Consider the following 21,395-nt stretch of genomic DNA (forward strand, 5'->3'; position numbering starts at 1 on the left):
ACCGCTGCGAGGCGGCTCACGCATCACCTTTCACGGGTGGCTCGTCGTCGCTTGCGGATGGCTCTCATGGTGCGCGCGTCACGTCCCCTTCGGCCAGGCGGGAGGGCGGACTGCCGAGGTGACGAGCCAGGAGCGGTTGCTGGGCCGCGACGGCTCCCACGGTGATGCCGATGGCGATCGCCACGCAGACCACGATGAGCCACGAGAGCATGACGAAGACGGTGCCGACCGAGCCGTATTCGGACAGTGCGCGATTGAGCGCCCGTGGCATGTAGAACTGCGCCGCGACCGACAGACCGCTCACGCCGATCGCCGTGAGGAAGGCACCGGGCAGGAGGGGCGGCCAGCGGATGAGGCCGCCGAGCAGAAGGTGCTGGCTCCACCACCACAGCCCGGTCTGGGTCACGACGGTGACCGGGATGCCGAGCCACAGCCCTGCGCCGAAGCCGTTGCGCAGCGGCGCCTGCACGATAAGGACGGCCAGCCAGACGCCGATCCAAGCCAGCCACCGCCAGGGGGCGATCCTGGTGCCCGTCCTCGGCAGCTCCCAGGCCCGCTTGCACAGCCGCTGCATCGCCCGGCTGACGGCGGTCGCGGAGAGCAGCAGCATCAGTGCCCCCACCACACCGGTGGCCTCGCGCAGGCTGCTGGCCGTGGACTGATACACCTTCGCCAGCTCCTGGTTCGCGGCGCCGCTGAGCCCGAAGACCGCGCGTACGGAGCTGATCAGCTGGTTGCGTACGGCCTCCGGGGCGAAGGCTCCGACGACGAAGAGCAGCGGGACCGCGGTCAGGAAGCACTGCGCCGCCAGCCGGGTGGCGGAGTCGAAGATGTTCACCGACACCATTCGAGCGGCGAGATGGGTGATGACCGGGAAGCGTGCCTCGGCCTGCTTGTGCAGCCACTTCGCCCTGGTGAGCAGCTCCTGGGACCGGACCCGCCGCCACGACGGCCGGAAGATCGAGCCGACGCGACGACCCGATACGCCCCCCACCCCCTTCCTTCCCTTGCTCGGCTGCGCCCGGAGATCCTCGGGCTCTTTGCGGGGCATCAGCCGGCCGGTACTGCACCCGGGCTCTGTGAACGGCCCCTCACCCGCGACGGCACCCGTCCGATAGGCGTCATGGCGTTGCTCCTTCCCTGCGTCCAGCGTGGGGGACGCGGCACGCGGCGGCATCTCGGCAGAGGGTGGGACACGTCGGCCAAAACGTGCCGCTTTCTTGGTCATTGCGTAGGCTCGTGACATCGCCGCACGATTGGGGCGCCATGGTCCTCGACCTCCTCCTCATCGCGCTGGCCATCACGCTCGACCCACTGCCGATCATGGCTTTCGTCCTGGTGGTGTCGTCCACCAGGGGTGTGTGGAAAGGGCTGGTCTTCATCCTGGCCTGGCTGGCCTGTCTCGTCGCCGTGATGGCCCTGGTGCTGACGCTGACCGGCGGAGATCCGCCGTCGCCCAGATCCGCGCCGTCGACGGCGGGGATCGCGGTGAAGCTCGCCATCGGCGTCGGGCTGGTCGTCTACGGCGAACGCCGGCGACGGCGCATGCGATCGGCCCGCGAGTCGTCGTCCTACCGCTCCACGTCGTCCGCTTCCGTGACCTCCCGGATGGACCGCAGTTCGATCTGGGCGGCGGCAGGACTTGCCGTGTTCCTGCAGCCCTGGGGCATGGTCGCTGCGGGCGCGGCCACGGTCCTCGAGGCCGACCTGTCGCACTCTTCGTCGTTCCTGGCGCTGTTCGGATTCGCGATCCTGGCCACCGCGAGCCTGCTCGCCGCCGAGCTGTACGTCGTGTTCGCTCCTGAGGCTGCCCAGGCGCGGCTGATGAAACTGCGCGCTTGGATGCAAGGCCACCAGGAACAGGCGATCGTGGTGATCTGTCTCCTGCTCGGCCTGTGGCTGACCGGGAACAGCATCTACCAGCTGACCAGTTGACGTGCGTCATTCTGCCGACTGACGTGCGGCACCCTGCGGAAGTGCGAAGCCCTGCCCAGGGTGCTGCAATGGTTGAAAAGGGCCGTTCGTCGCCGTCTCTCGCGGCGAGCGCCGCCGGACATGAGCGGCGGGCCAGGCCCGGACCCCGAACCGCTCGTGAGGAGTGGCCATGAGCGATGACGTGGAACAAATGGGACCCGTCGACTACGTGGTCGTCGAGTTCCCCGGCAACCGCATGACGGGCGAGGGCTTCCCGATCCTCCTCGACCTGGTCGAACGGGGCATCATCCGCATCCTCGACCTCCTGTTCATCCGTAAGGACAGTGATGGGTCTGTTGCGGCACTGGACCTGAAGGATTTCGGGGACGAGGTGGATCTGACGGTCTTCGAGGGCGCTTCGTCCGGTCTGCTGGGCCAGGACGACATCCAAGAGGCCGCGAACGCGCTGGAGCCGAACAGCTCCGCCGGAATCCTGATCTACGAGAACGTCTGGGCGGCACCTTTCGCGCGGGCCATGCGGCGCAGCGGTGGGCAGTTGGTGGCGAGCGGGCGCATTCCCGTCCAAGCGCTGCTCGCCTCGCTGGACGCGACCGAAGCGACCGCGTGAGCCGCACACCCTGGGAGATGAGTGAACATGCCCGGACTTCTTCGTGGTGTCGCCCGCACCGCCGTCGTCGCCGGAACCGCCACCGCGGTGTCCAACCGCGTGTCGCGGCGGCAGGCCGGCCGATGGGCACAGCAGGACGATCAGCAACAGGCGAGCCAGCAGGCCGCGGCGCCCCCTCCGCCTCCCCCTGGCGACGACATGACCGCCAAGATGGATCAGCTCAAGCAACTGGGTGACCTCAAGGCTCAAGGGGTACTGACCGAAGAGGAATTCGCGGCACAGAAGGCCAAGATCCTCGGTAGCTGACACCGGACGCGGTGTGGGGTATGCCTGTTCCAGGAGACAGGAGCAGACATGCGTACCGAGATGTGGGTTGTGGTGGCGGTCGTCGCGGCTCTGATCGCCGCCACGGTGGTGCTTGCGGGCGTGCTCCTGGTCAGACTCGTGAGGGCACGGCGGCTGCTGCGGGACGCCGGAATTCCGGTGGAGAACAAGGTGATCTTCTGGGGCGCCCTGATCTACCTGGCGAGCCCGGTCGACCTGCTGCCCGACCCGGTGCTTCTCGACGACATCGGCGTCCTGCTGCTCGCGCTGCGTTCCCTGCAGTCCGCGGTGGACAGCGCAGGCGTCGCCCGCCGGCCCTGAAGCCGCGGCCGTATCTGTCGAAGCGCCCGGGACCGGTGTTGTCAGACCCCTCCGCTACGTTGCCACCATGACGGAATTCGTACTGGTTGCAGGCGCGTGGCTCGGATCGTGGGCGTGGGACGAGGTGGTGCCGGAGCTGCGTGCGGGCGGCCACGGCGCCCACCCCTTGACGCTCTCCGGCCTCGCCGACAAGCAAGGTGTTCCGGCCGGGCAGCAGACCCATGTCCAGGACATCGTCGACGAGGTCGAACGCCTCGATCTGCGCGAGGTCGTCCTGGTCGGACACAGCTACTCGGGCATCCCGGTCGGTCAGGCGGCTGAGCGGATCGGCGACCGCCTGGCCCGCGTGGTCTTCGTCGACTCCAACGTTCCTGCCGACGGCGAGTCGTTCGTGTCCGGCTGGTGGGAGGGCCCGGCGAAGCTGGAGGCCGCGATCGCCGGGAACGGTGGCTTCTGGGCACCGCTGACCGCGGCCGACTGCGACGGCCAGGGGCTCACCGATGAGCAGATCGCACGGTTCGTGGGCGGCTCGACACCGCACCCGCGTGCCTCTCTGGCCGAGCCGGCCGTGCTGGCTCGCCCGCTCGGCGAGCTTCCGGTGACGTACATCAAATGCCTGCTCGACGGCCCCGAACCGAACCCCGACGTGGCCGAGCTGCTGGCCAGCGAGCACTGGCGGCTTGTCACGATGGACACTGGCCACTGGCCCATGTTCTCCCAGCCGCGCGAGCTGGCACGGATCCTCCTGGAGGCGGCCGGGTAAGCGCGTTCGAGTCGGACAGGAACGGGCCATATCTGACGAGGTGGCAGGTGGGCTGCGTTCACGAGTGCTATGCCGGTGCTTGTGCTGACAGCAGTCTCTCCAGCTTGTCGAGGGCTTGAGTCCAGCCTGCCTCGTGCAGGGCGTAGCGCTCCTCAGTGGCGAAGTCGCCGTGCGTGAGGACCAGCTCTGTGGCCGTCCAGCCGAGATCGTGGAGGGTGAGCGTCACCACTGTCTCCCGGTCGTCGGGGGTGGGGGGCTCCCAGCGGAAGGTGTAGGACAGGTGAGCCGGCGGGTCGACACCGAGGAACTGGCCCGTCAGGTGGAAGAGATCTCCTTCCGGAGGCTGCATGGCGATGCGATAGTCGCCGCCGGTCCGGAGGTCGCTGTCCACACGGGGAATGGCGAATCCGTCCGGACCGAACCACTTCGCCAGCTCCTGCGGTTCGGTCAGGGCCCGGAACACAGCCGCGCGCGGTGCGCGCACGATGCGCTGCAGATGCAGGGTCGGACGGGCTCTGTTCGTCATCACGGACCTCCTCGGGTCAGGGGCCGCAGGGTGGCACTTGGCTTCATGTGACGGAGTTCTGGTGCGCCTGGCTCTCAGGCGTGGGCCGGGCGTCGAGGGCGCGCAGAAGGTGCTCGACCAGGCGGTCGAAGTAATCGGGCTCCAGGTGCGCGTGGCGGACGCTCAACCGCCAGTAGACGGGGGCGGCGAGCAGGTCGAGGGCGAGTTCGAGATCGAGGTCGGTGGGCAGTTCGCCGCGCTCGACGGCCCGCCGCAGTATGGCCGTGCCGAGTGCGCGTCTCGGTTCGCCGATGGTGGTACGTATCGCCTCGGCCAGGGCCGGGTTGCGCACGGCCTCTGCGGTCAGGTCCGGCAGGATCGTCGCCACGTGGGGATCGGTCAGCCAGTCGTGCAGCGCCTGCAGTACGGACTGCAGGTCCTCGCGGAGTGAGACGCCCTCGGGAACGTCGGCGAGCGGGACGACGCTGAACTCCGACAGCACCGCGATCACCATGTCCTGTTTGGACGGCCAGCGGCGATAGAGGGCACTCTTGCCGACCCCGGCGCGTCTGGCCACCGCCTCCATCGCCAGTCGCGCATAGCCGTGCGCGGCCAGTTCCTCCAGGACGGCCTCGGTGATGGCGGTGGTGATCCGCGGCCGGAAGAGGGCGTTGCCGGTCGGGGCGCGCCGGGGGACTTCGGACATGACTCAAGGCTACCTGTGGGCGGGACGGTACCGTCCCGTTCAGGGTCGAGGGGTTGTTCGCCGCGTTCGTTGAGGCCGACCGGGACGCCTCACCGCATGACGACGGGTCCGTTTCCGCCGGGGCAGCGGCAACCGGGCAGCGCCCGGGCGCTGCCGCCGCCTCCGGCGGGCCGTCGCCGTGACGTCTACGGCTTGGACGGCTTGCCCTTCGTCCCGATCCACGTGTGGAACAACTGGTCCAAGTCCTTGCCCGACTGCCGCTCCGACAGGCGGATGAACTGGGCAGTGGTCCCGTGTCCGTCGCGGTGGTCGGACGCCCACGTGCGCAGGATCCGGAAGAACGTCCTGTCGCCGACCGCCGTGCGCAGCTTGTGCAGAGCCATCGCCCCGCGCGCGTAGACGGGCGTATCGAAGATGTGCGCCCCGCTGCCGGGGTCGGCGGGCGGGAACGCCCACAGGTCGCTGCTCGCCGGGCCGGCGTAGAGGGCGTCGAAGGTCTTCTGTGCGCTCTGGCCGCCGTGCTGTTCGTCGTAGAGCCACTCGGCGTAGGTCGCGAAGCCCTCGTTGAGCCAGATGTCCTTCCAGGTAGTGAGGGAGACAGAGTTCCCGAACCACTGGTGCGCGCTCTCGTGGACCAGGGTGCTGAGGTCCGGCGCCCGGTCGTACACCGGCCGTACCTGGGTCTCCAGGGCGTATCCCGCCTGCGGGGCACGGTCGACGATGGCTCCCGCGCCCTTGAAGGGGTAGGGGCCGAAGAGCTTGCTCTCCCACGCCAGGACCGACGGCAGCTTCTTGAGTACGGGCGCCGAGGCGGCCGCCTCACGGGGGTCGACGGCGTTGAAGACCTTGAGGCCGCCGGGCGTGGTGTACTGCTCGACCTTGAACGTGCCCACCGTCGCCATGGCGAGGTACGCCGCCATCGGCTCGGACTGCCGCCAGCGGAAGGTGGTACGTCCGTTGGCCGTCTTCTGCCCGCGGAAGACACCGTTGGACACGGCGGTGCGCCCCGCGGGGACAGTGATCGCGAAGTCGTAGGACGCCTTGTCCTTGGGGTGGTTGTTGGCGGGGAACCACGTCATGGCGCCCTGCGGCTCACCGGCCACGAACGCCCCGTCATCGGTGGGGATCCACCCGTCGAGGGACCCGTCCGGATCGGTGACAGGCCCGGGAGTGCCCGCGTAGGTGACCGTGGTGCGGAACTCCTGGTCCTTGCGAAGGGGTTTCCTCGGGGAGACCACGAGTTCCTGTCCGTCGCGGCGGAAGGCCGCCTTGGCGTGGTTGACCGTGATGCTCGTGACCTTCAGCCCCTTCAGGTCGAGGTCGAAGCGGGTCAGCCGCTCGGTGGCCCGGGCCGTGATGACCGCCCGTCCTTCGAGGTGACGGGTCTTCGGGTCGTATCCGAGGGTGAGGTCGTAGTGGTGGACGTTGTAACCGCCGTTGCCCGCCAGGGGAAAGTACGGGTCCCCCACACCGGACGAGCCCGTCGTAGCGGCCGCGGGCCCGGCGGCCGCGGCGAGCAGCGCCACGACGGCGGCGGGGAGGCCTGCCGCGACAACGGCGCCTCTCCGGTGGGGAGTCGCGCGCCCGGCGGTCTGCTGGAGGGGTGGCGTCACAAGGGCTCCTCTGGGCTCGGTAGTGATCATTCGGGCCCAGCCTATGGGTCTCCTCCGCCCCAAAACTCCCTCGAATCAGTCAAGTCACGCCCAATGCCCGGCGCAGGGACGGTACTTGGCTGTCCATCAGGTCTCCTCTTCCATACGGATGGCCTTCCTGAGGTCCTCGAACGCCTCGCCGGGTTTGTTCCCGTGCATCTCCAGAAGCGCTGCGGCGATGGCATCGAGCTTGCGCTGGATGGCGTGCTCGGCCCGCCGCTCCGAGTTCTTGAGCAGGGCCAGGAGCAGCAGAGTGACGGCAGTCATCGATTCTCCGGCGAGCAGCAGCCACTGGTCCGAAAGCTTCAGGGCGTGGGCGACGGCGACGAGTGCCACCAACGCCAGACACACTCCGAAGAACACGGGTGAGCTGGTGAAGTTCGATGCCCGCTCCGCCAGCCGGGCGAACAGTCCGGGCTCGTCGCCACCGCGGTCGGCGGGATGCTGAAAAGTCATGCGACGTGCCTACCCGACGGCGTCGTGCGCGAACGCCGGGGCCGCACATGCCGCGGGACCGAACCGCCGGGTGGCCGTCGCCATGTCCGCTTTCGGGTGACCTCGTGGCCCGGCGCCGCCATGGCCTATCCGGCGTACTCGACGATCACAGGCGGCCGGGGAGACCCCTGCCTGAGACATCGACCGCTGGGAGGCCCGCCATGCACATTCTGCTTGTCGCCACGGCGTTCAACAGCCTCACGCAGCGCCTCCACGCCGAACTGAGGGATCACGGTCACAGCGTGGCGGTGGAACTCGCGGTGCACGGCGAGTCCTTGACCGACGCCGTACGCCGTCATGAGCCCCAGCTCGTCGTCGCGCCGATGCTGAAGACGGCGATCCCGCGCGAGGTGTGGTCCGCGCACACATGCCTTGTCGTCCATCCGGGGCCCGTCGGAGACCGCGGGCCCTCGTCCCTCGACTGGGCGATTCACGAGGACGCCGGCGAGTGGGGTGTCACGGTCCTGCAGGCCAACGCGGAGATGGACGCGGGCGACGTCTGGGCCTCAGTCGTCTGCCCGGTGCCGCCGGTGGCCAAGAGCGACCTCTACCGCGGCGAGGTGTCCGACGCGGCGGTGGCTGCGGTGCTGCTGGCGGTGGAGCGGTTCGCCACCGGGACGTACTCCCCGCGGGCGCAGACCGAAGGCGGTGCGGGATCCGGCCGAGCCCGGCCGTATCTCGATCAGAGCGTCCGGCGGATCGACTGGGCTTCGGAGTCCACCGAGACGATTCTCCGCAAGCTGCGGGCCGCGGACTCGCAGCCCGGCGTACGGGACGAACTGCTGGGCGGCGAGTGGTACTTGCACGGGGGCCACCGCGAGTACGAGCTGCGCGGCCACCCCGGCGACCTTCTTGCGACCCGGGCCGGAGCCGTCTGCCGGGCGACGACAGACGGCGCCGTATGGATTCCCGAGCTGCGGGCCCGGCGCGGGCCGGGGCAGCCCCCCACGTTCAAGCTGCCTGCCGTCACGGCGCTCGCCGGCCGGCTGCCCGCCTTGCCACAGAGCCCCGCGCCCTCGCGTCCGGACGGCCAGCGGCGTGTCTGGACCGACATCAGCTACCGCGAAGAACGCAATGTCGGCTTCCTCTCGTTCTCGTTCCCCGGCGGCGCGATGAGCACCACGCAGTGCCGGCGCCTGCTGGCGGCCTATCGCGAGGCCTGCTCGCGCCCTACGTCGGTGCTGGTCCTCGGTGGCGGCCGGGTCTTCTCCAACGGCATCCACCTCAATGTCATCGAAGCAGCCGAAGACCCCGGCGCGGAGTCCTGGGCGAACATCAACGCCATCGACGATCTGGTCGAGGCCGTACTGACGACCACCGACCGGCTGGTGGTCGCCGCAGTCGGCGGGTACGCCGCCGCGGGCGGGGTGATGCTCGCACTGGCGGCGGACGAGGTGTGGTGCAGAGCGGGCACCGTGCTGAACCCGCACTACCGGCTGATGGGGCTGTACGGCTCCGAGTTCTGGACGTACACGCTGCCTCGCCGAGTCGGTCCGGCAGTGGCCGAGCGTCTGATGCGCCAGGCTCTGCCCGTCAGCGGGACGGCCGCGCATCGGCTGGGCCTTGTCGACCGTCTCGTCGAGTGCACCCCACAGGACTTCGCCGCAGAGGCGGCCCGGCTCGCCGGACATCTCGCTTCCCTGCCCGCCGTGCAGCAGCGGATCGCCGCGAAGAAGGCCGAACGGGACCACCAGGAGAGCCTCAGGCCGCTCGCCGCCTTCCGGGAAGAGGAGCTGGCCCACATGCGGCGGGCATTCTCCGACCCGTCGGCCCCGTACCACGCGTTGCGTCGCGCATTCGTCCGCAAGGAGAAGCCGCTGCGAACGCCGCCGCATCTGGGCGTTGCGGTGCCGGCAGTGCGCATGACGGATCAGCTCCGCTCCGAGCCCCGTGTCACTGAACCGGCCCCCGATATCTCGGCCCCGGAGCCGGATGCCTGTTACCAAGAAGGCTGAGACCGAAATGCCGACGTTCCTGCCATACCTCCCCGAGGGGGCATCCTGATGAATGCAGCCACGCCGACCGCGGCCCAGGACACGGACGCCGCCGGGGGACCTGCCGACGAAGCGTCCCCGATCCATATCCTCTGGATCAATGCCGGGCTGAGCTGCGACGGCGACTCGGTAGCCCTGACGGCGGCCATGCAGCCGAGTATCGAGGAGATCGTCACCGGAGCGCTTCCCGGCCTGCCCAAGATCGCTGTTCACTGGCCTCTGATCGACTTCGAATGCGGTCCGGTCGGGGGAGCGGACACGTTCATCGAATGGTTCTTCAAAGGCGAGCGCGGCGAGATCGACCCGTTCGTCCTGGTGATCGAGGGATCGGTCCCCAATGAGTCGATCAAGCCGGAAGGCTACTGGTGCGGCTTCGGCGACAACCCCGAAACCGGCCAGCCGATCACCACCAGCGAATGGATCGACCGGCTCGCGCCCAAGGCACTGGCTGTCGTCGCGATCGGAACCTGTGCCACCTACGGCGGGATCCACGCCATGGCGGGCAACCCGACCGGCGCGATGGGTGTGCCCGACTATCTGGGCTGGGACTGGAAGTCCAAGGCCGGCATCCCGATCGTGTGCGTGCCCGGCTGTCCGATCCAGCCCGACAACTTCTCCGAGACCCTGACCTACCTGCTCTACCAGGCGGCGGGCTCTGCTCCGATGATCCCGCTGGACGACAAGCTCCGGCCGACCTGGTTGTTCGGTGCCACCGTGCACGAGGGATGCGATCGCGCGGGCTACTACGAACAGGGCCAGTTCGCCGAGACGTACGACTCACCCAAGTGTCTCGTCAAGCTCGGCTGCTGGGGCCCCGTCGTCAAGTGCAACGTCCCCAAGCGGGGCTGGATGAACGGGATCGGCGGCTGCCCGAACGTCGGAGGCATCTGCATCGCCTGCACGATGCCGGGATTCCCGGACAAGTTCATGCCGTTCATGGACGAACCGCCCGGCGCGAAGATCTCCAGCGCCGCCAGCGGTGTGTACGGCACGGTGATCCGCCGACTGCGGTCCATCACGGCCAAGACGGTCGACAAGGAGCCGAAGTGGCGCCACACGGGGGAGAAGCTGACCACCGGTTACCGGCGGCCCTGGTGATCCCCTGCCCCATCCGCATCAGACCTCCCCGCGCCGCATCCGAATGAGACCTCCCCGCGCGACCCAACTCCAGCTTGAAGAAGGGCACGGCACTCACGATGGCACCGACGACGAAGGCGGCCGGCGACGGCAGTGGCCTGATGGAAATGTCCTGGGATCCGATCACCCGGATCGTGGGCAGTCTCGGTATCCACACAAAGATCGACTTCAAGCAGAAGCGGGTTGCGGAGTGTTACAGCACCTCGTCCGTCTTCCGCGGCTACAGCGTCTTCATGCGCGGCAAGGACCCCCGGGACGCGCACTTCATCACCAGCCGGATCTGCGGGATCTGCGGCGACAACCACGCGACCTGTTCGGTGTACGCGCAGAACATGGCGTACGGCGTAAAGCCCCCGCATCTCGGTGAGTGGATCATCAACCTCGGCGAGTCCGCGGAGTACATGTTCGACCACAACATCTTCCAGGAGAACCTGGTCGGGGTCGACTACTGCGAAAAGATGGTCCGCGAGACCAACCCCGGCGTCCTCGAACTCGCCGAGCGCACCGAGGCACCGCACGCGGGGGAGCACGGCTATCGCACCATCGCCGACATCATGCGGTCACTCAACCCGATCGAGGGCGAGTTCTACCGCGAAGCTCTCCAAGTGAGCCGCTACACCCGGGAGATGTTCTGTCTGATGGAGGGACGCCATGTGCACCCCTCCACGCTCTATCCGGGCGGAGTCGGCACTGTCGCCTCCGTACAGCTCTTCACGGACTACCTCACCCGCCTCATGCGCTACGTGGAGTTCATGAAGCGCGTCGTCCCCCTGCACGACGACCTGTTCGACTTCTTCTACGAGGCCCTGCCCGGCTACGAGGAGGTCGGCCGCCGACGCGTGCTGCTCGGCTGCTGGGGAGCCCTCAACGACCCCGAGTACTGCGACTTCACCTACGCGAACATGACCGGTTGGGGACGGCGGATGTTCGTCACCCCCGGCGTCATCGTCGACGGCAAGCTCGTCACCAACGACCTCACCGAGATCAACCTCGGCATCCGCATCCTGCTGGGGAGCTCGTACTACGACGACTGGCAGGGCCAGGAGCAGTTCGTCACCCACGACCCGCTCGGCAACCCCGTCGACCCGCGCCACCCGTGGAACCAGCACACCATTCCGGCCCCGCAGAAGCGGGACTTCAACGACAAGTACAGCTGGGTGATGTCGCCGCGCTGGTTCGACGGCAAGGACTATCTGCCGCTGGACACCGGCGGCGGCCCGATCGCCCGCCTGTGGTCGACTGCGCTGTCCGGCCTCGTCGACGTCGGCTACGTCAAGGCCACCGGCAACAGCGTCGTCATCAACCTGCCGCGCACGATGACCAAGCCCGAGACCACCTTCGAGTGGAAGATCCCGCGCTGGAGCAACGCGCTGGAACGCAACCGCGCCCGCACCTACTTCCAGGCCTACGCCGCGGCCATCGCCCTGCACTGCGCCGAGAAGGGCCTGGAGGAGGTACGGGCCGGCCGCACCCAGACCTGGGAGAAGTTCGAGGTGCCGGACCAGTCCATCGGCGTCGGCTTCACCGAGGCCGTGCGCGGTGTCCTCTCCCACCACATGGTCATCCGGGACGGGAAGATCGCCAACTACCACCCGTACCCGCCCACTCCGTGGAACGCCAGCACGCGCGACACCTACGGCACACCCGGCCCGTACGAGGACGCCGTGCAGAACACGCCCATCTTCGAGGAGAACTCGCCGGAGAACTTCAAGGGCATCGACATCATGCGCGCGGTGCGCAGCTTCGACCCGTGCCTGCCCTGCGGCGTTCACATGTACGTCGGCGGCGGTAAGACCGTGAAGTCGATGCACGTGCCCACCGGCCTGAGCGGTCTGGCCGGATGAGCGCGGCAGCCCGCACCGCGGCCCCGCCGAAACACGGCGACACCGGGGTCATGAACGCGGAGCAGGCAGGACGGCGCGTGGAACAGGTCCTCGACAAGCTGGCCGCCACCGGTGACGAATCGGCACGTGCCATGGCCGAGGAACTGGTCGGGGTCCTGATGGACTTCTACGGCGCCTCTCTGGCCCGGATCGTCCGGCTGCTCGACGCCCCGGGCGCCGGCGGCCGCCTGTCCGGCCTGCTCGAAGACGAACTCGTCTCGAGCCTGCTTCTCCTGCACGACCTGCACCCCGAGGACGCAGGCACGCGCATCGCCCGTGCCCTGGACGCGGCCGGTGACACGGCCTGGGAGGTGGCGGGCTTCGACGACGCCTCCGGAACGCTGCGCCTGCGGTCCGCGGGCGGTGGAGGCTGCGGATGCGCCGCCACGAGCGCGGCGGCACTACAGGCCGTCGAGAACTCTCTCACCTGCTTCGCGCCCGAGGTGACCGCCGTGGAAGTGGAGACGGTCGCCGCCGCCGGGGAGCCCGCGTTGCTCCAGATCGGGACCCCTCCCACCTCCCGCACCGGGCCCGGACCGGCCGGGGCGACGACGCGGTGAGCGCCTCTCGGCTCCGGCCGCGGCCTCCTGCGCCGCTCGCCGGTGAAGTCCGCGGACTGCGACGATTTCTGACGGGACGTCCAGTCCCGCAGGCGAGTTGCGAACTGTGCGGAGCGGTGGTGGCCGAAGACAGTCACCGCCACCTGGTGGACACGGACAAGCGTGCACTTGCCTGCGCCTGCGTCTCGTGTGCCCTCCTGTTCGAGCGGCCCGGCGCTGCGGGCGGCCGCTTCCGGGCGGTCCCGGACCGCTATCTCGCCGACCCGGACCATCGCCTGGACGACAGCGCGTGGGACGTTCTGCAGATCCCGGTCGGTGTCGCCTTCTTCTTCCGCAACGCGGCGCTCAACCGCCTGGTGGCGCTCTACCCGAGTCCCGCGGGCGCGACCGAGAGTGAACTCGAACCCTCGGCGTGGCAGACCGTGCTGGGCAACAGTCGCCTGGCCGCGCTCCTCGAACCCGACGTGGAGGCGCTGCTGCTGCGCCGTGCACAGGGCGGTGGCCGGCCCGAGTGCTACCTCGTCCCGATCGACATCTGTTACGAACTGGTGGGCCGCATGCGCCTGTTGTGGCAGGGCTTCGACGGCGGAGCCGAGGCCCGGGCCGATCTGGAGGCGTTCTTCGAGCAGGTCGGCCGCCGCGCCCGTGCGGTGCAGGGAGAGGTCCGGCCATGACGGAGTTCGCCTTCACGTGTACGGGCGTACGGGCCGACCCGTACGCGGCCGGTCCGACGCTCGTCTTCAGGCTGCGCATCACCGCGTCCGACAACGCCCGCGTGCACGCCCTGGCCCTGCGCTGCCAGATCCGCATCGAGCCCGCGCGGCGCGGCTACGAGCCCGCGGAGGCCGATGGGCTTGCCGACCTCTTCGGTGACCGCTCGCGCTGGGGCAGCACGCTCCAGCCGGTTCAGTTCGCCCAGATCTCGCACATGGTTCCCGGCTTCACGGGGGAGACGGAGACCGACCTCGCCGTGCCCTGCACGTACGACATGGACGTCGCCGCAACCCGGTACTTCAACGCCCTGGAGGCGGGCGAGGTGCCGCTGCTCATGCTGTTCTCCGGAACGGCATTCACGGGAGCGGGCGGCTTCCGCGTCGAGCCGGTGCCGTGGGACCGGGAGGCGGCCTTCCGGATGCCGGTCGAGGTGTGGCAGGAGATGGTCGAGCAGCACTTCCCCGGCTGCGGCTGGATCCGGTTGCCCCGCGACACCGTGGACGCACTGCTCGCCTTCCGGTCACAGCGGGCGCTGCCCTCCTGGGAGGCGGCCGTACGAGCCCTGCTGGCCGAGGCCGAACGGCCGGGGCCCCGGCCGGGCCACGCCCTGGACCGGGCGCTGCTGCCACACGCGACGGGAGGGACGGCGCGGTGACGACAACTGCCTTCGCACCGGAGACGGAAGCCAGACTGGCCCATGCCCGTCAGGTGGCGGACGCGGTGCTGTTCGAGGGCTATGTGCTCTACCCGTACCGCGCCTCGGCCGCCAAGAACCGGCTGCGCTGGCAGTTCGGCGTGCTCGTGCCGCCCGCGTGGGGCGCCGAGTGCGAGGAGCACGAGTTCCAGCACACCGAATGTCTGATGGAGCCGAAGGCGGGCGCGAGTCTCGCGGTCGAGGTGCGCTTCCTGCACGCCCAGCGGCGGACCGTACAACAAGCCCTGCTGGACGGCGGTTTCGAGACGGTGCCCGAACTCCCCTTGGAGGACCGCGTCCTGGTGCCCTGGGACGAGGGCGTCGAAGAACGAGTCGAAGTGCTCGCCCCGGTGGAGAGGCTGACCGGAGACGGCGTCTGGACCCTGCCGCCGGCCTGAAGACCGGCCAGCCTGGACGGCGAGATGAGCGTGACCATTCGCCGGTGCGAGGAGATCAGCGGCGTCCTGCGGCTGTCCGCGCGTGAACTCGACGGCCCCTACCGGGTGATGTGCCTGACCGCTGTCGTGGAGAACACCAGCACCTGGAGCCCGCCGGACGGCTCGGCCGACCGGGACGCCGCGCTGGCGTACTCGCTGGTGGCCGCGCACCTTCTGATGGGCCTCAGCGCCGGGTCGTTCCTGTCGATGACGGATCCGCCCGAGTGGGCCAAGGGCGCGATCGCCTCGTGCCGCAACCTGCACACCTGGCCGGTCCTGGCCGGGGAAGCCGGCCGCGCGGACCTGGTGCTGTCCTCCCCGATCATTCTTGAGGACCACCCCGCCATCGCCCCGGAGAGTCCAGGGACCCTCTACGACGCCACCGAGATCGACGAGATCCTCGCGCTGCGCACCGCGGCCCTCACCGACGAGGAGAAGCGCGAGGCCCGCGGCACCGACGAACGTGCGGCTGCCGTGATCGACCTGGCCGACTCGATGCCCCCCGAGGTCCTTGAACGCCTGCACGGCGCGGTGCGTTCGCTGCGGGAGGTGACCGGCTCCGACCTGGTGGACGAGGTAAAGCGGCCGGACACCCCGTGGTGGGACCCGGCAAGCGACTCCGGCTTCGACCCGGCACACGACCGGGTCCTCGTCGACGGCCGGCCACTGGGCGCCGGGAGCCGCGTACAGCTGCGCCCTGGCCTGCGCCGCACCGACGCACAGGACCTGTTCCTGCACGGCCGCAGCGCCAGGGTCGAGGCGGTGCTGCACGACGTGGACGGTGCGGTGCACCTGGCGGTGACCGTCGAGGGCGATCCGGGAGCCGACATCCGCCGCGAGCAGGGCCGCTTCCTGTACTTCCAGCCCGACGAGGTCGTCCCCCTGGAGGACGGATGAAACGGCCACAGGACAACAGCGCCCGGACTCTGGTCGCCGGGGTCGGCAACATCTTCCTCGGCGACGACGGTTTCGGCGTCGAGACCGTACGCAGGCTGGCCGCGGAACAGCTTCCGGACCACGCGGAGGTCGTGGACATCGGCGTACGAGGCGTACACCTGGCGTATGAACTCCTCGACGGCTACGACACCCTCATCCTGGTCGACGCCACGGCACGCGGCGGCGCACCCGGCACGGTCTACCTGATCGAAGCCGAGCACGCGGGCGGCATCGAGCCCCAGGGCGCCCTGCTGGACGGCCATCGGATGTCCCCCGACGCGGTCCTGGCCCTCCTGGAAACCCTCTGCGCGGGCACCGGCGCCCGGCCACCGCGGCGCACCCTGGTCGTCGGCTGCGAACCCGCAGGCGTGGAGGAAGGCATCGGCCTCAGCCCGCCGGTGGCTGCCGCGGTGCCGGAGGCCGTGGGGCTGATCCTGGGCGTGCTACGGGACGGCGAGCAGGAATCGTCCGCGCGACCGGCTGCGGTCGGCGAGGCCGCGAAGTGAGGAGACAAGCATGAAGAAGACAATCATCGGCGGCGCGGCCGCCGCGGTTGCTCTGGTGGCCGCTGTCAGGCAGTTGCTGCCGGATCTTGCGCGGTACCTGCGTATCCGCAAGATGTGAGCGACGGACTCATAATCCGTCGGCCGTGGGTTCGAGTCCCACCCGCCCCACTCCAGTAGTGCCCTGACCTGCAGGAACGTCCCTCTTGGGGCGTTGGGGCGCGAACTCGGGCTCAACGGAGAGAATCCGCTGCTCACGGCTTTGGGGCATAGTGCAGCTCCTGTTGCTCGGGGAGTAGAGGACTTCTCTGACCTGCGCTGATGTGGGTGATCAAGGTTGTTGCCGACTGGAGGGACGGCCGCTGCCGGGCTGGAATTCAAGATCGAGGGGACGCACAGGGGACGCGGGGCGTCGGTAGTGGCCCCGCGACCCCGCCTCGTGTGCCCGGTCTGGGGTGTTCCGGCGGGTGCCGTGCGGTCGTCTTGAGGTGCCGGAGAGCAAGATCACCTTTGCGGGGCTGGTCGCCTCCGGCATCGGTACGAAAGCGGGATCGGACGAGGGGGATGGGCCTGAAGCGGCCCGAACTGAAAACCGCCCGAACTGAAAACGGTCCGGCCAGCTGGTTCTGCACGCAAGTAGCGACAGCGCATGTACCTCTACTTGAGCAGCATCCAGCTTCGGTCATGCCGTTCCTGTCCGCCTCCCAACGCCGCGCCGGGCGCGAACTCGGCTCCGCTTCCGCGGTGGCGGACTCCAAACAGACCCTGCTGTGCACCTACCTGTCCGCCGTGCTCCTGCTCGGCCTGGTCCTCAACGCCACCCTCGGCTGGTCGTGGGCCAACCCGATCGCCGTGGTCATCGCCGTTGTCGCGGTGAAGGAAGGCGGGGATGCCTGGCAGGGCAGGGCTGCTGCGCGCCCACTGCTGCCGCTGTGGTGACATCGGCGGCCGAGCCCGATACATGCGGCTGCCGTCCCGGGTGCGGCTGCTGCAAATGATCTTCAGCCCCGGTGCTGTCGTGACTGATGAACATTTGCCCCCGACGTTGGTAGTCAACTGCCTCCGAACCGCTGTCAGTTCTCGGGTTCTGGCTCAAGTCTCCGAGATCCGCGTGTGGGCGACCTCCCCCGGCGCTACGGCATCGACCGCGACTGCCGTGGCGAACTACGCCTACGACGACGCGGGACGCTTGCGGCAGACGTGGGATCCCGGAAACCCCTGCCCTCAAGACGACCTATGCCCACGACGCATCCGGCCGTGTCACACAGATGAAGCCTCCCGGCCAACTGGCCTGGACCTTCGGGTACGGAAAGGTGGGCACTGGCCCGGTATCGGTGACGGGATGCTGCTCAATGTGTCTCGCGCGACGCTCAAGGCCAGCTCCGCGGACGAGACCGACGGCGGCACGTCCGAGACGGGCGTGGTCTACGGGGCGCGCCCTGCCCGTCGGCCGCCCTCGGTGTCGGTGAAGAAGACCGGGGTCCTCGGGGTAGTGGGGTGCGGGATCTTCTCGTTGCCTGAGGAGGTCTTCGCCAGTCGTCTGGCGGGGGCCTGCCCTCACGTCATCGCGACGACGACCTTGCCGGCCTTCGCGCGGCCCTTCTCGACGTACTCCATGGCCTCCCGGGTCTGATCGAACGGGAAGACACGGTCGACGACGGGGCGGATCTTCCCGGTGTCGATGAGCGGTGTGAGTTTGCGCAGTTGGTCGCCGCTGGCCTTCATGAACAGGAACGAGTACGTCACGTTGCGGCGCTTGGCGCGGCGCCGGGTCTTGAAGCTCAGCGCGCTCATCGCCAGTCGGAGGATCGCGTTCGCGCCGAGCTCGCGGGCGAAGGCCGCGTCGGGAGGGCCTGCGATGCTGATGACCTTCCCGCCGGGCTTGAGTACCTGCAGGGACTTGTTGAGCGTCTCGCCACCGAGGGTGTCGAGGGCGACGTCGTAGCCGTCAAGGACCGTCTCGAAAGCCTGCTTCTTGTAGTCGACGACGATGTCCGCGCCGAGCTCCTTCACCAGGTCGACGTTGGCCGTGCTCGTGGTGGTGGCAACGTGCGCGCCCAGCTGCTTGGCCAGTTGGATGGCGATGGTGCCGACGCCGCCGGAGCCCGCGTGGATCAGGACCTTCTGGCCTGGCTGCACGTGTGCCCGCTCGACGAGCGCCTGCCATGAGGTCAGGGCGACCAGGGGAAGGGACGCGGCCTGCGCCATGGTGAGCGTGGCCGGTTTGATCGCCAGGTCGTCCTGGTGGACGGCGATGAGTTCGGCGAAGGTGCCGATGCGGTCCTTGGCGGGTCGCGCGTAGACCTCGTCGCCCACCGCGAACGGGGTGACGGCCGATCCCACCTGGACCACCACCCCGGCGAGGTCGTTGCCCAGGATGAGCGGGAGACGGTAGGGCAGGATCGCCTTGAAGTCCCCGTCGCGGATCTTGAGGTCCAGCGGGTTGACGCTCGCCGCGTGGATCCGGATCAGGACGTCGTCGGCGCCCACCTGCGGGTCGGGCATCTCACCGGCGCGCACCCCGGCCGTGTCGCCGTACCGCTCGACCCTGAAGGCCTTCATCGTCGTCTCCGTTTCTCGTCCGCGAGGGGACGGGATCTCTGTTGATTCTGGGCTTCTCCCAGTACCAGATACTTTGTGGCGTTTGCTTCGGTCTCTTGGAGCCCCTCGCCGGTGCGGCGGGAGGCAGTCACCGACGTGGAATCTGGCGCGGTCCTCAGGAGCGGCGCCACTACCGGGAATCAGCCGCAATGCCTTCGGGTGTCAGGCCACCGGTGTGGCGGGGGCCTTGGCGCGGCTGGAGTCGCCTCCCTGGATGCCGCCCAGGGATCCGGCGATTGCCTCGTGGGGAACTCCGAGAGGTACCGCGCCGACTTCAGACAGGCGGGCGAACTGCTCTGGGGTCAGCTGGACGTCGAGAGCGCCCCGGCAGCTGTCGAGCTGGGTGAGGTTACGCGGCCCGATGATCGGGATGAGCGAGGTCGCGCGGACTGGGCGGCACGCTCCCGCACCCAGGCCATCGACACCTGGGCAGGCGTCACGCCGATCTCCTCGGCGATGGCCAGGACGGCGTCGGCGACGGCGGTCTTCTGGTCGGTGCTCTCCGTGTGGATGACCGCCCCCAGGTCGCTCAGCCGCCCCTCGGCGCTGCGGCGGTATTTTCCGGTGAGCAGTCCGCCGCCGAGCGGGGACCGCAGGGCGGCGCCGAGTCCGAGGCTCTCGGCCATCGGCAGCAGCTCGCGGTCGGCGGTCCGCTCGACGAGGCTGTACTCGTTCTGGATGCCCACGAGGGGAGCCCAGTTCTTCAGGTCCGCGAGGGTCGCCGCTCGGGAGACGCGCCAGGCGGGGAAGTTGGACAGGGCGGCGTGGTGGATCTTTTCGGAAACTCACCAGGTCGTCGAGCCCGCGCAGGATCTCTTCCATACTGGTGGCGTGGACAGCGCGCCGCGAGTGGATATCCCAGGGCCGTACGTCGGCTCCCCGCCGCGCGGGCGGGTCGCCGCGGCGGCTGCGGCCTTCCCCTGCGACGGCGTGGTCAACGAGTCGGTCCGAGTTCGGGCCGCCGCCGCGCTTCGGCCCTTTGTGGCCTGGTACATCGGCTACCGGCAGGACGGCTTCCCGGCCGCAGAGCACCGGGGGATGCCCTCACCCCACTTGACGCTGATCTTCACGCTCGACGATGTGCTCACAGTGGCCGGCCACCCTGATCCCCGACAGGCACCGGGAAAATACGACACCCTGCTCGGTGGCCTGCACACGTCACCGGCGCTGATCACCCACGAAGGCCGGCAGTCGGGCATCCAGATCGCGCTCCACCCGCTCGGTGCGCGGGCGCTGCTCGGCCTGCCTGCCGGTGAGCTGGCCAACACCGATCTCCCGGCAGACGCCGTCCTGGGCCGTATGTGCGGTGAGCTCCAAGCGCGGCTGCAGGCGGCCGACAGCTGGCCGGCGCGCTTCGCCGTGCTGGACACGCTGCTGCTCCGGGCGACCTCCCCCTACGGAGGCGTTCCGCCCGAGGTCGCCCGCGCCTGGCGGCTGTTGATCCGCACCGGCGGTGCCGTACCGGTGTCGGCGCTGGCCGACGAGGTCGGCTGGAGCGGACGCCATCTGGCGGACCGCTTCCGCCGGGAGACCGGGCTCACGCCCAAGGCCGCCGCGAGGGTGGTCCGATTCGACCGCGCTCGCAACCTGCTGGCAGCCGGTGCCGGCCGGTCGGAGTTCCCCCGGCTCGCCGACGTGGCGGCGGAGTGCGGCTACTTCGATCAGGCACACCTCGCGCGCGAGTTCCGCTCCCTGGCCGGCTGTGCCCCCAGCACGTGGCTGGCCGAGGAGTTCCGAAACGTCCAAGCCCCCAGCGGCGAAGCAGCGGAAGGTGGGGTGCGGCAAGAGCCCAACGAGTGCTGAAGGACTGGCCGAGGAGGCTTGGTGGACATGGACGACCCGACACCGGCACCGCAGGTGTGGCCCACCCTGCGGGCCCACGACGCCCGCGCGCTGATCCGGTTTCTGATCGACGCGTTCGGATTCGAGGAGACCGTGGTCCACGGGGAGGGTGACCGCGTCGACCATGCCCAGCTGTCCTGGCCGGAAGGCGGCGGGATCATGCTCGGCTCGGCGAAGCAGGACGGCGAGGACGACACCTGGCCGCTGCGCCCCGGAAGCTTCGGGGCCTATGCGGTCACCGCCGACCTCGACAGGTTGTATGCCCGCGCGAAGGCCGTCGGCGCCGAGATCACCTCCGAGCTGCGCGAAACTGATTACGGCTCCAGAGAGTTCGCCGCCCGCGATCCCGAAGGCAACCGGTGGTCGTTCGGTACCTATCGCGGGGAGCCCCGCAACGCCCCGGATCCGGGCTGATCCGGCGATGGCACTTTCAGCACTGGACCGACTCCGGTCGATCTGCCTGGCACTCCCCGAGGTGGACGCGCAGCTCAGCCACGGGGAACCCAGCTGGTTCGCCGGGAAGAAGATGTTCGTCACTTTCTCCGACCACCACCACGACGACCGGCTCGCATTCTGGTGCGCTGCACCGGCCGGAGTCCAGGAACACCTGGTCGCCTCCGACCCGGTGCACTTCTTCCGCCCGCCCTACGTCGGCCACCGGGGCTGGATCGGCATCTACCTCGATGTCGCCGTCGACTGGGCCCGGGTGAAGGACCTCGTTTTGGACGCCTACTGCCTGGTCGCCCCCGCGCGCTTGACCGCGGCACTGGAGGCGGAGGCCTGACC

Annotated in this window: 22 protein-coding genes and 2 pseudogenes; 17 read left to right on the plus strand and 7 right to left on the minus strand. The window is 69.2% G+C overall.

The annotated features are described in order from the left end of the window. Window positions 1-64: 64 nt before the first annotated feature. Window positions 65-994: a YhjD/YihY/BrkB family envelope integrity protein gene (locus OOK40_RS23305; protein ID WP_266485268.1), complete on the minus strand. Its 930-nt coding sequence runs from the start codon at window positions 992-994 to the stop codon at window positions 65-67. 272 nt (window positions 995-1,266) lie between these two features. On the opposite strand from OOK40_RS23305, the gene OOK40_RS23310 reads away from it, so the two are divergent. The 5 genes from OOK40_RS23310 (at window position 1,267) to OOK40_RS23330 (ending at window position 3,950) form a co-directional block, all read left to right on the plus strand. Then, window positions 1,267-1,935 carry a GAP family protein gene (locus OOK40_RS23310; RefSeq protein ID WP_266486539.1) on the plus strand — a complete coding sequence of 223 codons (669 nt, stop codon included), beginning with the start codon at window positions 1,267-1,269 and terminating at the stop codon, window positions 1,933-1,935. Between the two features lie 169 nt (window positions 1,936-2,104). Further along, window positions 2,105-2,542, plus strand: a complete 438-nt coding sequence (locus OOK40_RS23315; RefSeq protein WP_266485271.1) for a DUF6325 family protein — start codon at window positions 2,105-2,107, stop codon at window positions 2,540-2,542. A 27-nt stretch (window positions 2,543-2,569) separates the two neighbouring features. Next, the gene (locus OOK40_RS23320) at window positions 2,570-2,848 is read left to right on the plus strand and encodes an SHOCT domain-containing protein (protein ID WP_266485274.1); all 279 of its coding nucleotides are present in this window, start codon (window positions 2,570-2,572) and stop codon (window positions 2,846-2,848) included. Window positions 2,849-2,896: 48 nt separating this feature from the next. Next, complete coding sequence (locus tag OOK40_RS23325) at window positions 2,897-3,187, plus strand: YkvA family protein (RefSeq protein WP_266485277.1); 291 nt, start codon at window positions 2,897-2,899, stop codon at window positions 3,185-3,187. Between the two features lie 67 nt (window positions 3,188-3,254). Beyond that, a complete protein-coding gene (locus tag OOK40_RS23330) occupies window positions 3,255-3,950 on the plus strand; it encodes an alpha/beta fold hydrolase (protein WP_266485279.1) in 696 nt (231 codons plus the stop codon). Window positions 3,951-4,017: 67 nt separating this feature from the next. Here the strand turns inward: OOK40_RS23330 and OOK40_RS23335 are convergent, their stop codons facing one another. From OOK40_RS23335 to OOK40_RS23350, 4 genes are all read right to left on the minus strand, one after another. Then, window positions 4,018-4,476: an SRPBCC domain-containing protein gene (locus OOK40_RS23335; protein WP_266485281.1), complete on the minus strand. Its 459-nt coding sequence runs from the start codon at window positions 4,474-4,476 to the stop codon at window positions 4,018-4,020. Between the two features lie 43 nt (window positions 4,477-4,519). Further along, entirely contained in the window at window positions 4,520-5,161 is a 642-nt protein-coding gene (locus OOK40_RS23340; protein WP_266485284.1) for a TetR/AcrR family transcriptional regulator, read from the minus strand. Between the two features lie 185 nt (window positions 5,162-5,346). Then, window positions 5,347-6,687, minus strand: coding sequence for a M1 family metallopeptidase (locus OOK40_RS23345; protein ID WP_266486540.1), 1,341 nt, complete (start codon window positions 6,685-6,687; stop codon window positions 5,347-5,349). Between the two features lie 213 nt (window positions 6,688-6,900). Then, entirely contained in the window at window positions 6,901-7,269 is a 369-nt protein-coding gene (locus OOK40_RS23350; protein WP_266485287.1) for a low affinity iron permease family protein, read from the minus strand. A gap of 200 nt (window positions 7,270-7,469) precedes the next feature. Between OOK40_RS23350 and OOK40_RS23355 the strand changes: the two genes are divergently transcribed. From OOK40_RS23355 to OOK40_RS23395, 9 genes and pseudogenes are all read left to right on the plus strand, one after another. Further along, window positions 7,470-9,263 carry an enoyl-CoA hydratase-related protein gene (locus OOK40_RS23355; RefSeq protein ID WP_266485289.1) on the plus strand — a complete coding sequence of 598 codons (1,794 nt, stop codon included), beginning with the start codon at window positions 7,470-7,472 and terminating at the stop codon, window positions 9,261-9,263. A 48-nt stretch (window positions 9,264-9,311) separates the two neighbouring features. Next, on the plus strand, window positions 9,312-10,400 hold the full coding sequence (locus OOK40_RS23360; RefSeq protein WP_266485292.1) for a hydrogenase expression protein HypE: 1,089 nt from the start codon (window positions 9,312-9,314) through the stop codon (window positions 10,398-10,400). 98 nt (window positions 10,401-10,498) lie between these two features. Beyond that, entirely contained in the window at window positions 10,499-12,283 is a 1,785-nt protein-coding gene (locus OOK40_RS23365; protein ID WP_266485294.1) for a nickel-dependent hydrogenase large subunit, read from the plus strand. After that, window positions 12,280-12,882, plus strand: a complete 603-nt coding sequence (locus tag OOK40_RS23370; RefSeq protein ID WP_266485297.1) for a hypothetical protein — start codon at window positions 12,280-12,282, stop codon at window positions 12,880-12,882. Before OOK40_RS23365 ends, OOK40_RS23370 begins: the two co-directional genes overlap by 4 nt. A 56-nt stretch (window positions 12,883-12,938) precedes the next feature. Beyond that, the gene (locus tag OOK40_RS23375; protein ID WP_266486542.1) at window positions 12,939-13,556 is read left to right on the plus strand and encodes a DUF5947 family protein; all 618 of its coding nucleotides are present in this window, start codon (window positions 12,939-12,941) and stop codon (window positions 13,554-13,556) included. Next, window positions 13,553-14,251 carry a DUF6084 family protein gene (locus OOK40_RS23380; protein WP_266485299.1) on the plus strand — a complete coding sequence of 233 codons (699 nt, stop codon included), beginning with the start codon at window positions 13,553-13,555 and terminating at the stop codon, window positions 14,249-14,251. The genes OOK40_RS23375 and OOK40_RS23380 overlap by 4 nt, the downstream gene beginning before the upstream one ends. Continuing rightward, window positions 14,248-15,624, plus strand: a pseudogene (locus tag OOK40_RS23385) (hypothetical protein). The gene OOK40_RS23380 and the pseudogene OOK40_RS23385 overlap by 4 nt, the downstream one beginning before the upstream one ends. Continuing rightward, a complete protein-coding gene (locus OOK40_RS23390; protein WP_266485301.1) occupies window positions 15,621-16,169 on the plus strand; it encodes a hydrogenase maturation protease in 549 nt (182 codons plus the stop codon). The pseudogene OOK40_RS23385 and the gene OOK40_RS23390 overlap by 4 nt, the downstream one beginning before the upstream one ends. Window positions 16,170-16,844: 675 nt before the next feature. Then, a pseudogene (locus OOK40_RS23395) lies at window positions 16,845-17,164 on the plus strand (cation transporter); the annotation flags it as partial. Between the two features lie 559 nt (window positions 17,165-17,723). On the opposite strand, the gene OOK40_RS23400 reads toward OOK40_RS23395, so the two are convergent. Beyond that, the gene (locus tag OOK40_RS23400) at window positions 17,724-18,728 is read right to left on the minus strand and encodes an NADP-dependent oxidoreductase (RefSeq protein ID WP_266485304.1); all 1,005 of its coding nucleotides are present in this window, start codon (window positions 18,726-18,728) and stop codon (window positions 17,724-17,726) included. Between the two features lie 341 nt (window positions 18,729-19,069). Beyond that, the gene (locus tag OOK40_RS23405; protein ID WP_323136114.1) at window positions 19,070-19,540 is read right to left on the minus strand and encodes an aldo/keto reductase; all 471 of its coding nucleotides are present in this window, start codon (window positions 19,538-19,540) and stop codon (window positions 19,070-19,072) included. A gap of 58 nt (window positions 19,541-19,598) precedes the next feature. Between OOK40_RS23405 and OOK40_RS23410 the strand changes: the two genes are divergently transcribed. The 3 genes from OOK40_RS23410 to OOK40_RS23420 are packed head-to-tail and all read left to right on the plus strand — an operon-like array spanning window position 19,599 to window position 21,393. Then, a complete protein-coding gene (locus OOK40_RS23410; RefSeq protein ID WP_323136098.1) occupies window positions 19,599-20,570 on the plus strand; it encodes a helix-turn-helix domain-containing protein in 972 nt (323 codons plus the stop codon). A gap of 27 nt (window positions 20,571-20,597) precedes the next feature. Then, window positions 20,598-21,023, plus strand: a complete 426-nt coding sequence (locus OOK40_RS23415; protein WP_266485307.1) for a VOC family protein — start codon at window positions 20,598-20,600, stop codon at window positions 21,021-21,023. 7 nt (window positions 21,024-21,030) lie between these two features. Beyond that, on the plus strand, window positions 21,031-21,393 hold the full coding sequence (locus OOK40_RS23420; RefSeq protein ID WP_266485310.1) for an MmcQ/YjbR family DNA-binding protein: 363 nt from the start codon (window positions 21,031-21,033) through the stop codon (window positions 21,391-21,393). Window positions 21,394-21,395: the final 2 nt, after the last annotated feature.

Source organism: Streptomyces sp. NBC_01481, from assembly GCF_026339995.1.
Lineage (GTDB): Bacteria > Actinomycetota > Actinomycetes > Streptomycetales > Streptomycetaceae > Streptomyces.

Bases quoted from the DNA above. Each gene is read 5' to 3' on its own strand.
- OOK40_RS23310 (WP_266486539.1), top strand. From the start codon at position 1,267: ATGGTCCTCGACCTCCTCCTCATCGCGCTGGCCATCACGCTCGACCCA.
- OOK40_RS23315 (WP_266485271.1), top strand. From the start codon at position 2,105: ATGAGCGATGACGTGGAACAAATGGGACCCGTCGACTACGTGGTCGTC.
- OOK40_RS23320 (WP_266485274.1), top strand. From the start codon at position 2,570: ATGCCCGGACTTCTTCGTGGTGTCGCCCGCACCGCCGTCGTCGCCGGA.
- OOK40_RS23325 (WP_266485277.1), top strand. From the start codon at position 2,897: ATGCGTACCGAGATGTGGGTTGTGGTGGCGGTCGTCGCGGCTCTGATC.
- OOK40_RS23330 (WP_266485279.1), top strand. From the start codon at position 3,255: ATGACGGAATTCGTACTGGTTGCAGGCGCGTGGCTCGGATCGTGGGCG.
- OOK40_RS23335 (WP_266485281.1), bottom strand. From the start codon at position 4,476: ATGACGAACAGAGCCCGTCCGACCCTGCATCTGCAGCGCATCGTGCGC.
- OOK40_RS23340 (WP_266485284.1), bottom strand. From the start codon at position 5,161: ATGTCCGAAGTCCCCCGGCGCGCCCCGACCGGCAACGCCCTCTTCCGG.
- OOK40_RS23350 (WP_266485287.1), bottom strand. From the start codon at position 7,269: ATGACTTTTCAGCATCCCGCCGACCGCGGTGGCGACGAGCCCGGACTG.
- OOK40_RS23355 (WP_266485289.1), top strand. From the start codon at position 7,470: ATGCACATTCTGCTTGTCGCCACGGCGTTCAACAGCCTCACGCAGCGC.
- OOK40_RS23360 (WP_266485292.1), top strand. From the start codon at position 9,312: ATGAATGCAGCCACGCCGACCGCGGCCCAGGACACGGACGCCGCCGGG.
- OOK40_RS23365 (WP_266485294.1), top strand. From the start codon at position 10,499: ATGGCACCGACGACGAAGGCGGCCGGCGACGGCAGTGGCCTGATGGAA.
- OOK40_RS23370 (WP_266485297.1), top strand. From the start codon at position 12,280: ATGAGCGCGGCAGCCCGCACCGCGGCCCCGCCGAAACACGGCGACACC.
- OOK40_RS23380 (WP_266485299.1), top strand. From the start codon at position 13,553: ATGACGGAGTTCGCCTTCACGTGTACGGGCGTACGGGCCGACCCGTAC.
- OOK40_RS23390 (WP_266485301.1), top strand. From the start codon at position 15,621: ATGAAACGGCCACAGGACAACAGCGCCCGGACTCTGGTCGCCGGGGTC.
- OOK40_RS23400 (WP_266485304.1), bottom strand. From the start codon at position 18,728: ATGAAGGCCTTCAGGGTCGAGCGGTACGGCGACACGGCCGGGGTGCGC.
- OOK40_RS23415 (WP_266485307.1), top strand. From the start codon at position 20,598: ATGGACGACCCGACACCGGCACCGCAGGTGTGGCCCACCCTGCGGGCC.
- OOK40_RS23420 (WP_266485310.1), top strand. From the start codon at position 21,031: ATGGCACTTTCAGCACTGGACCGACTCCGGTCGATCTGCCTGGCACTC.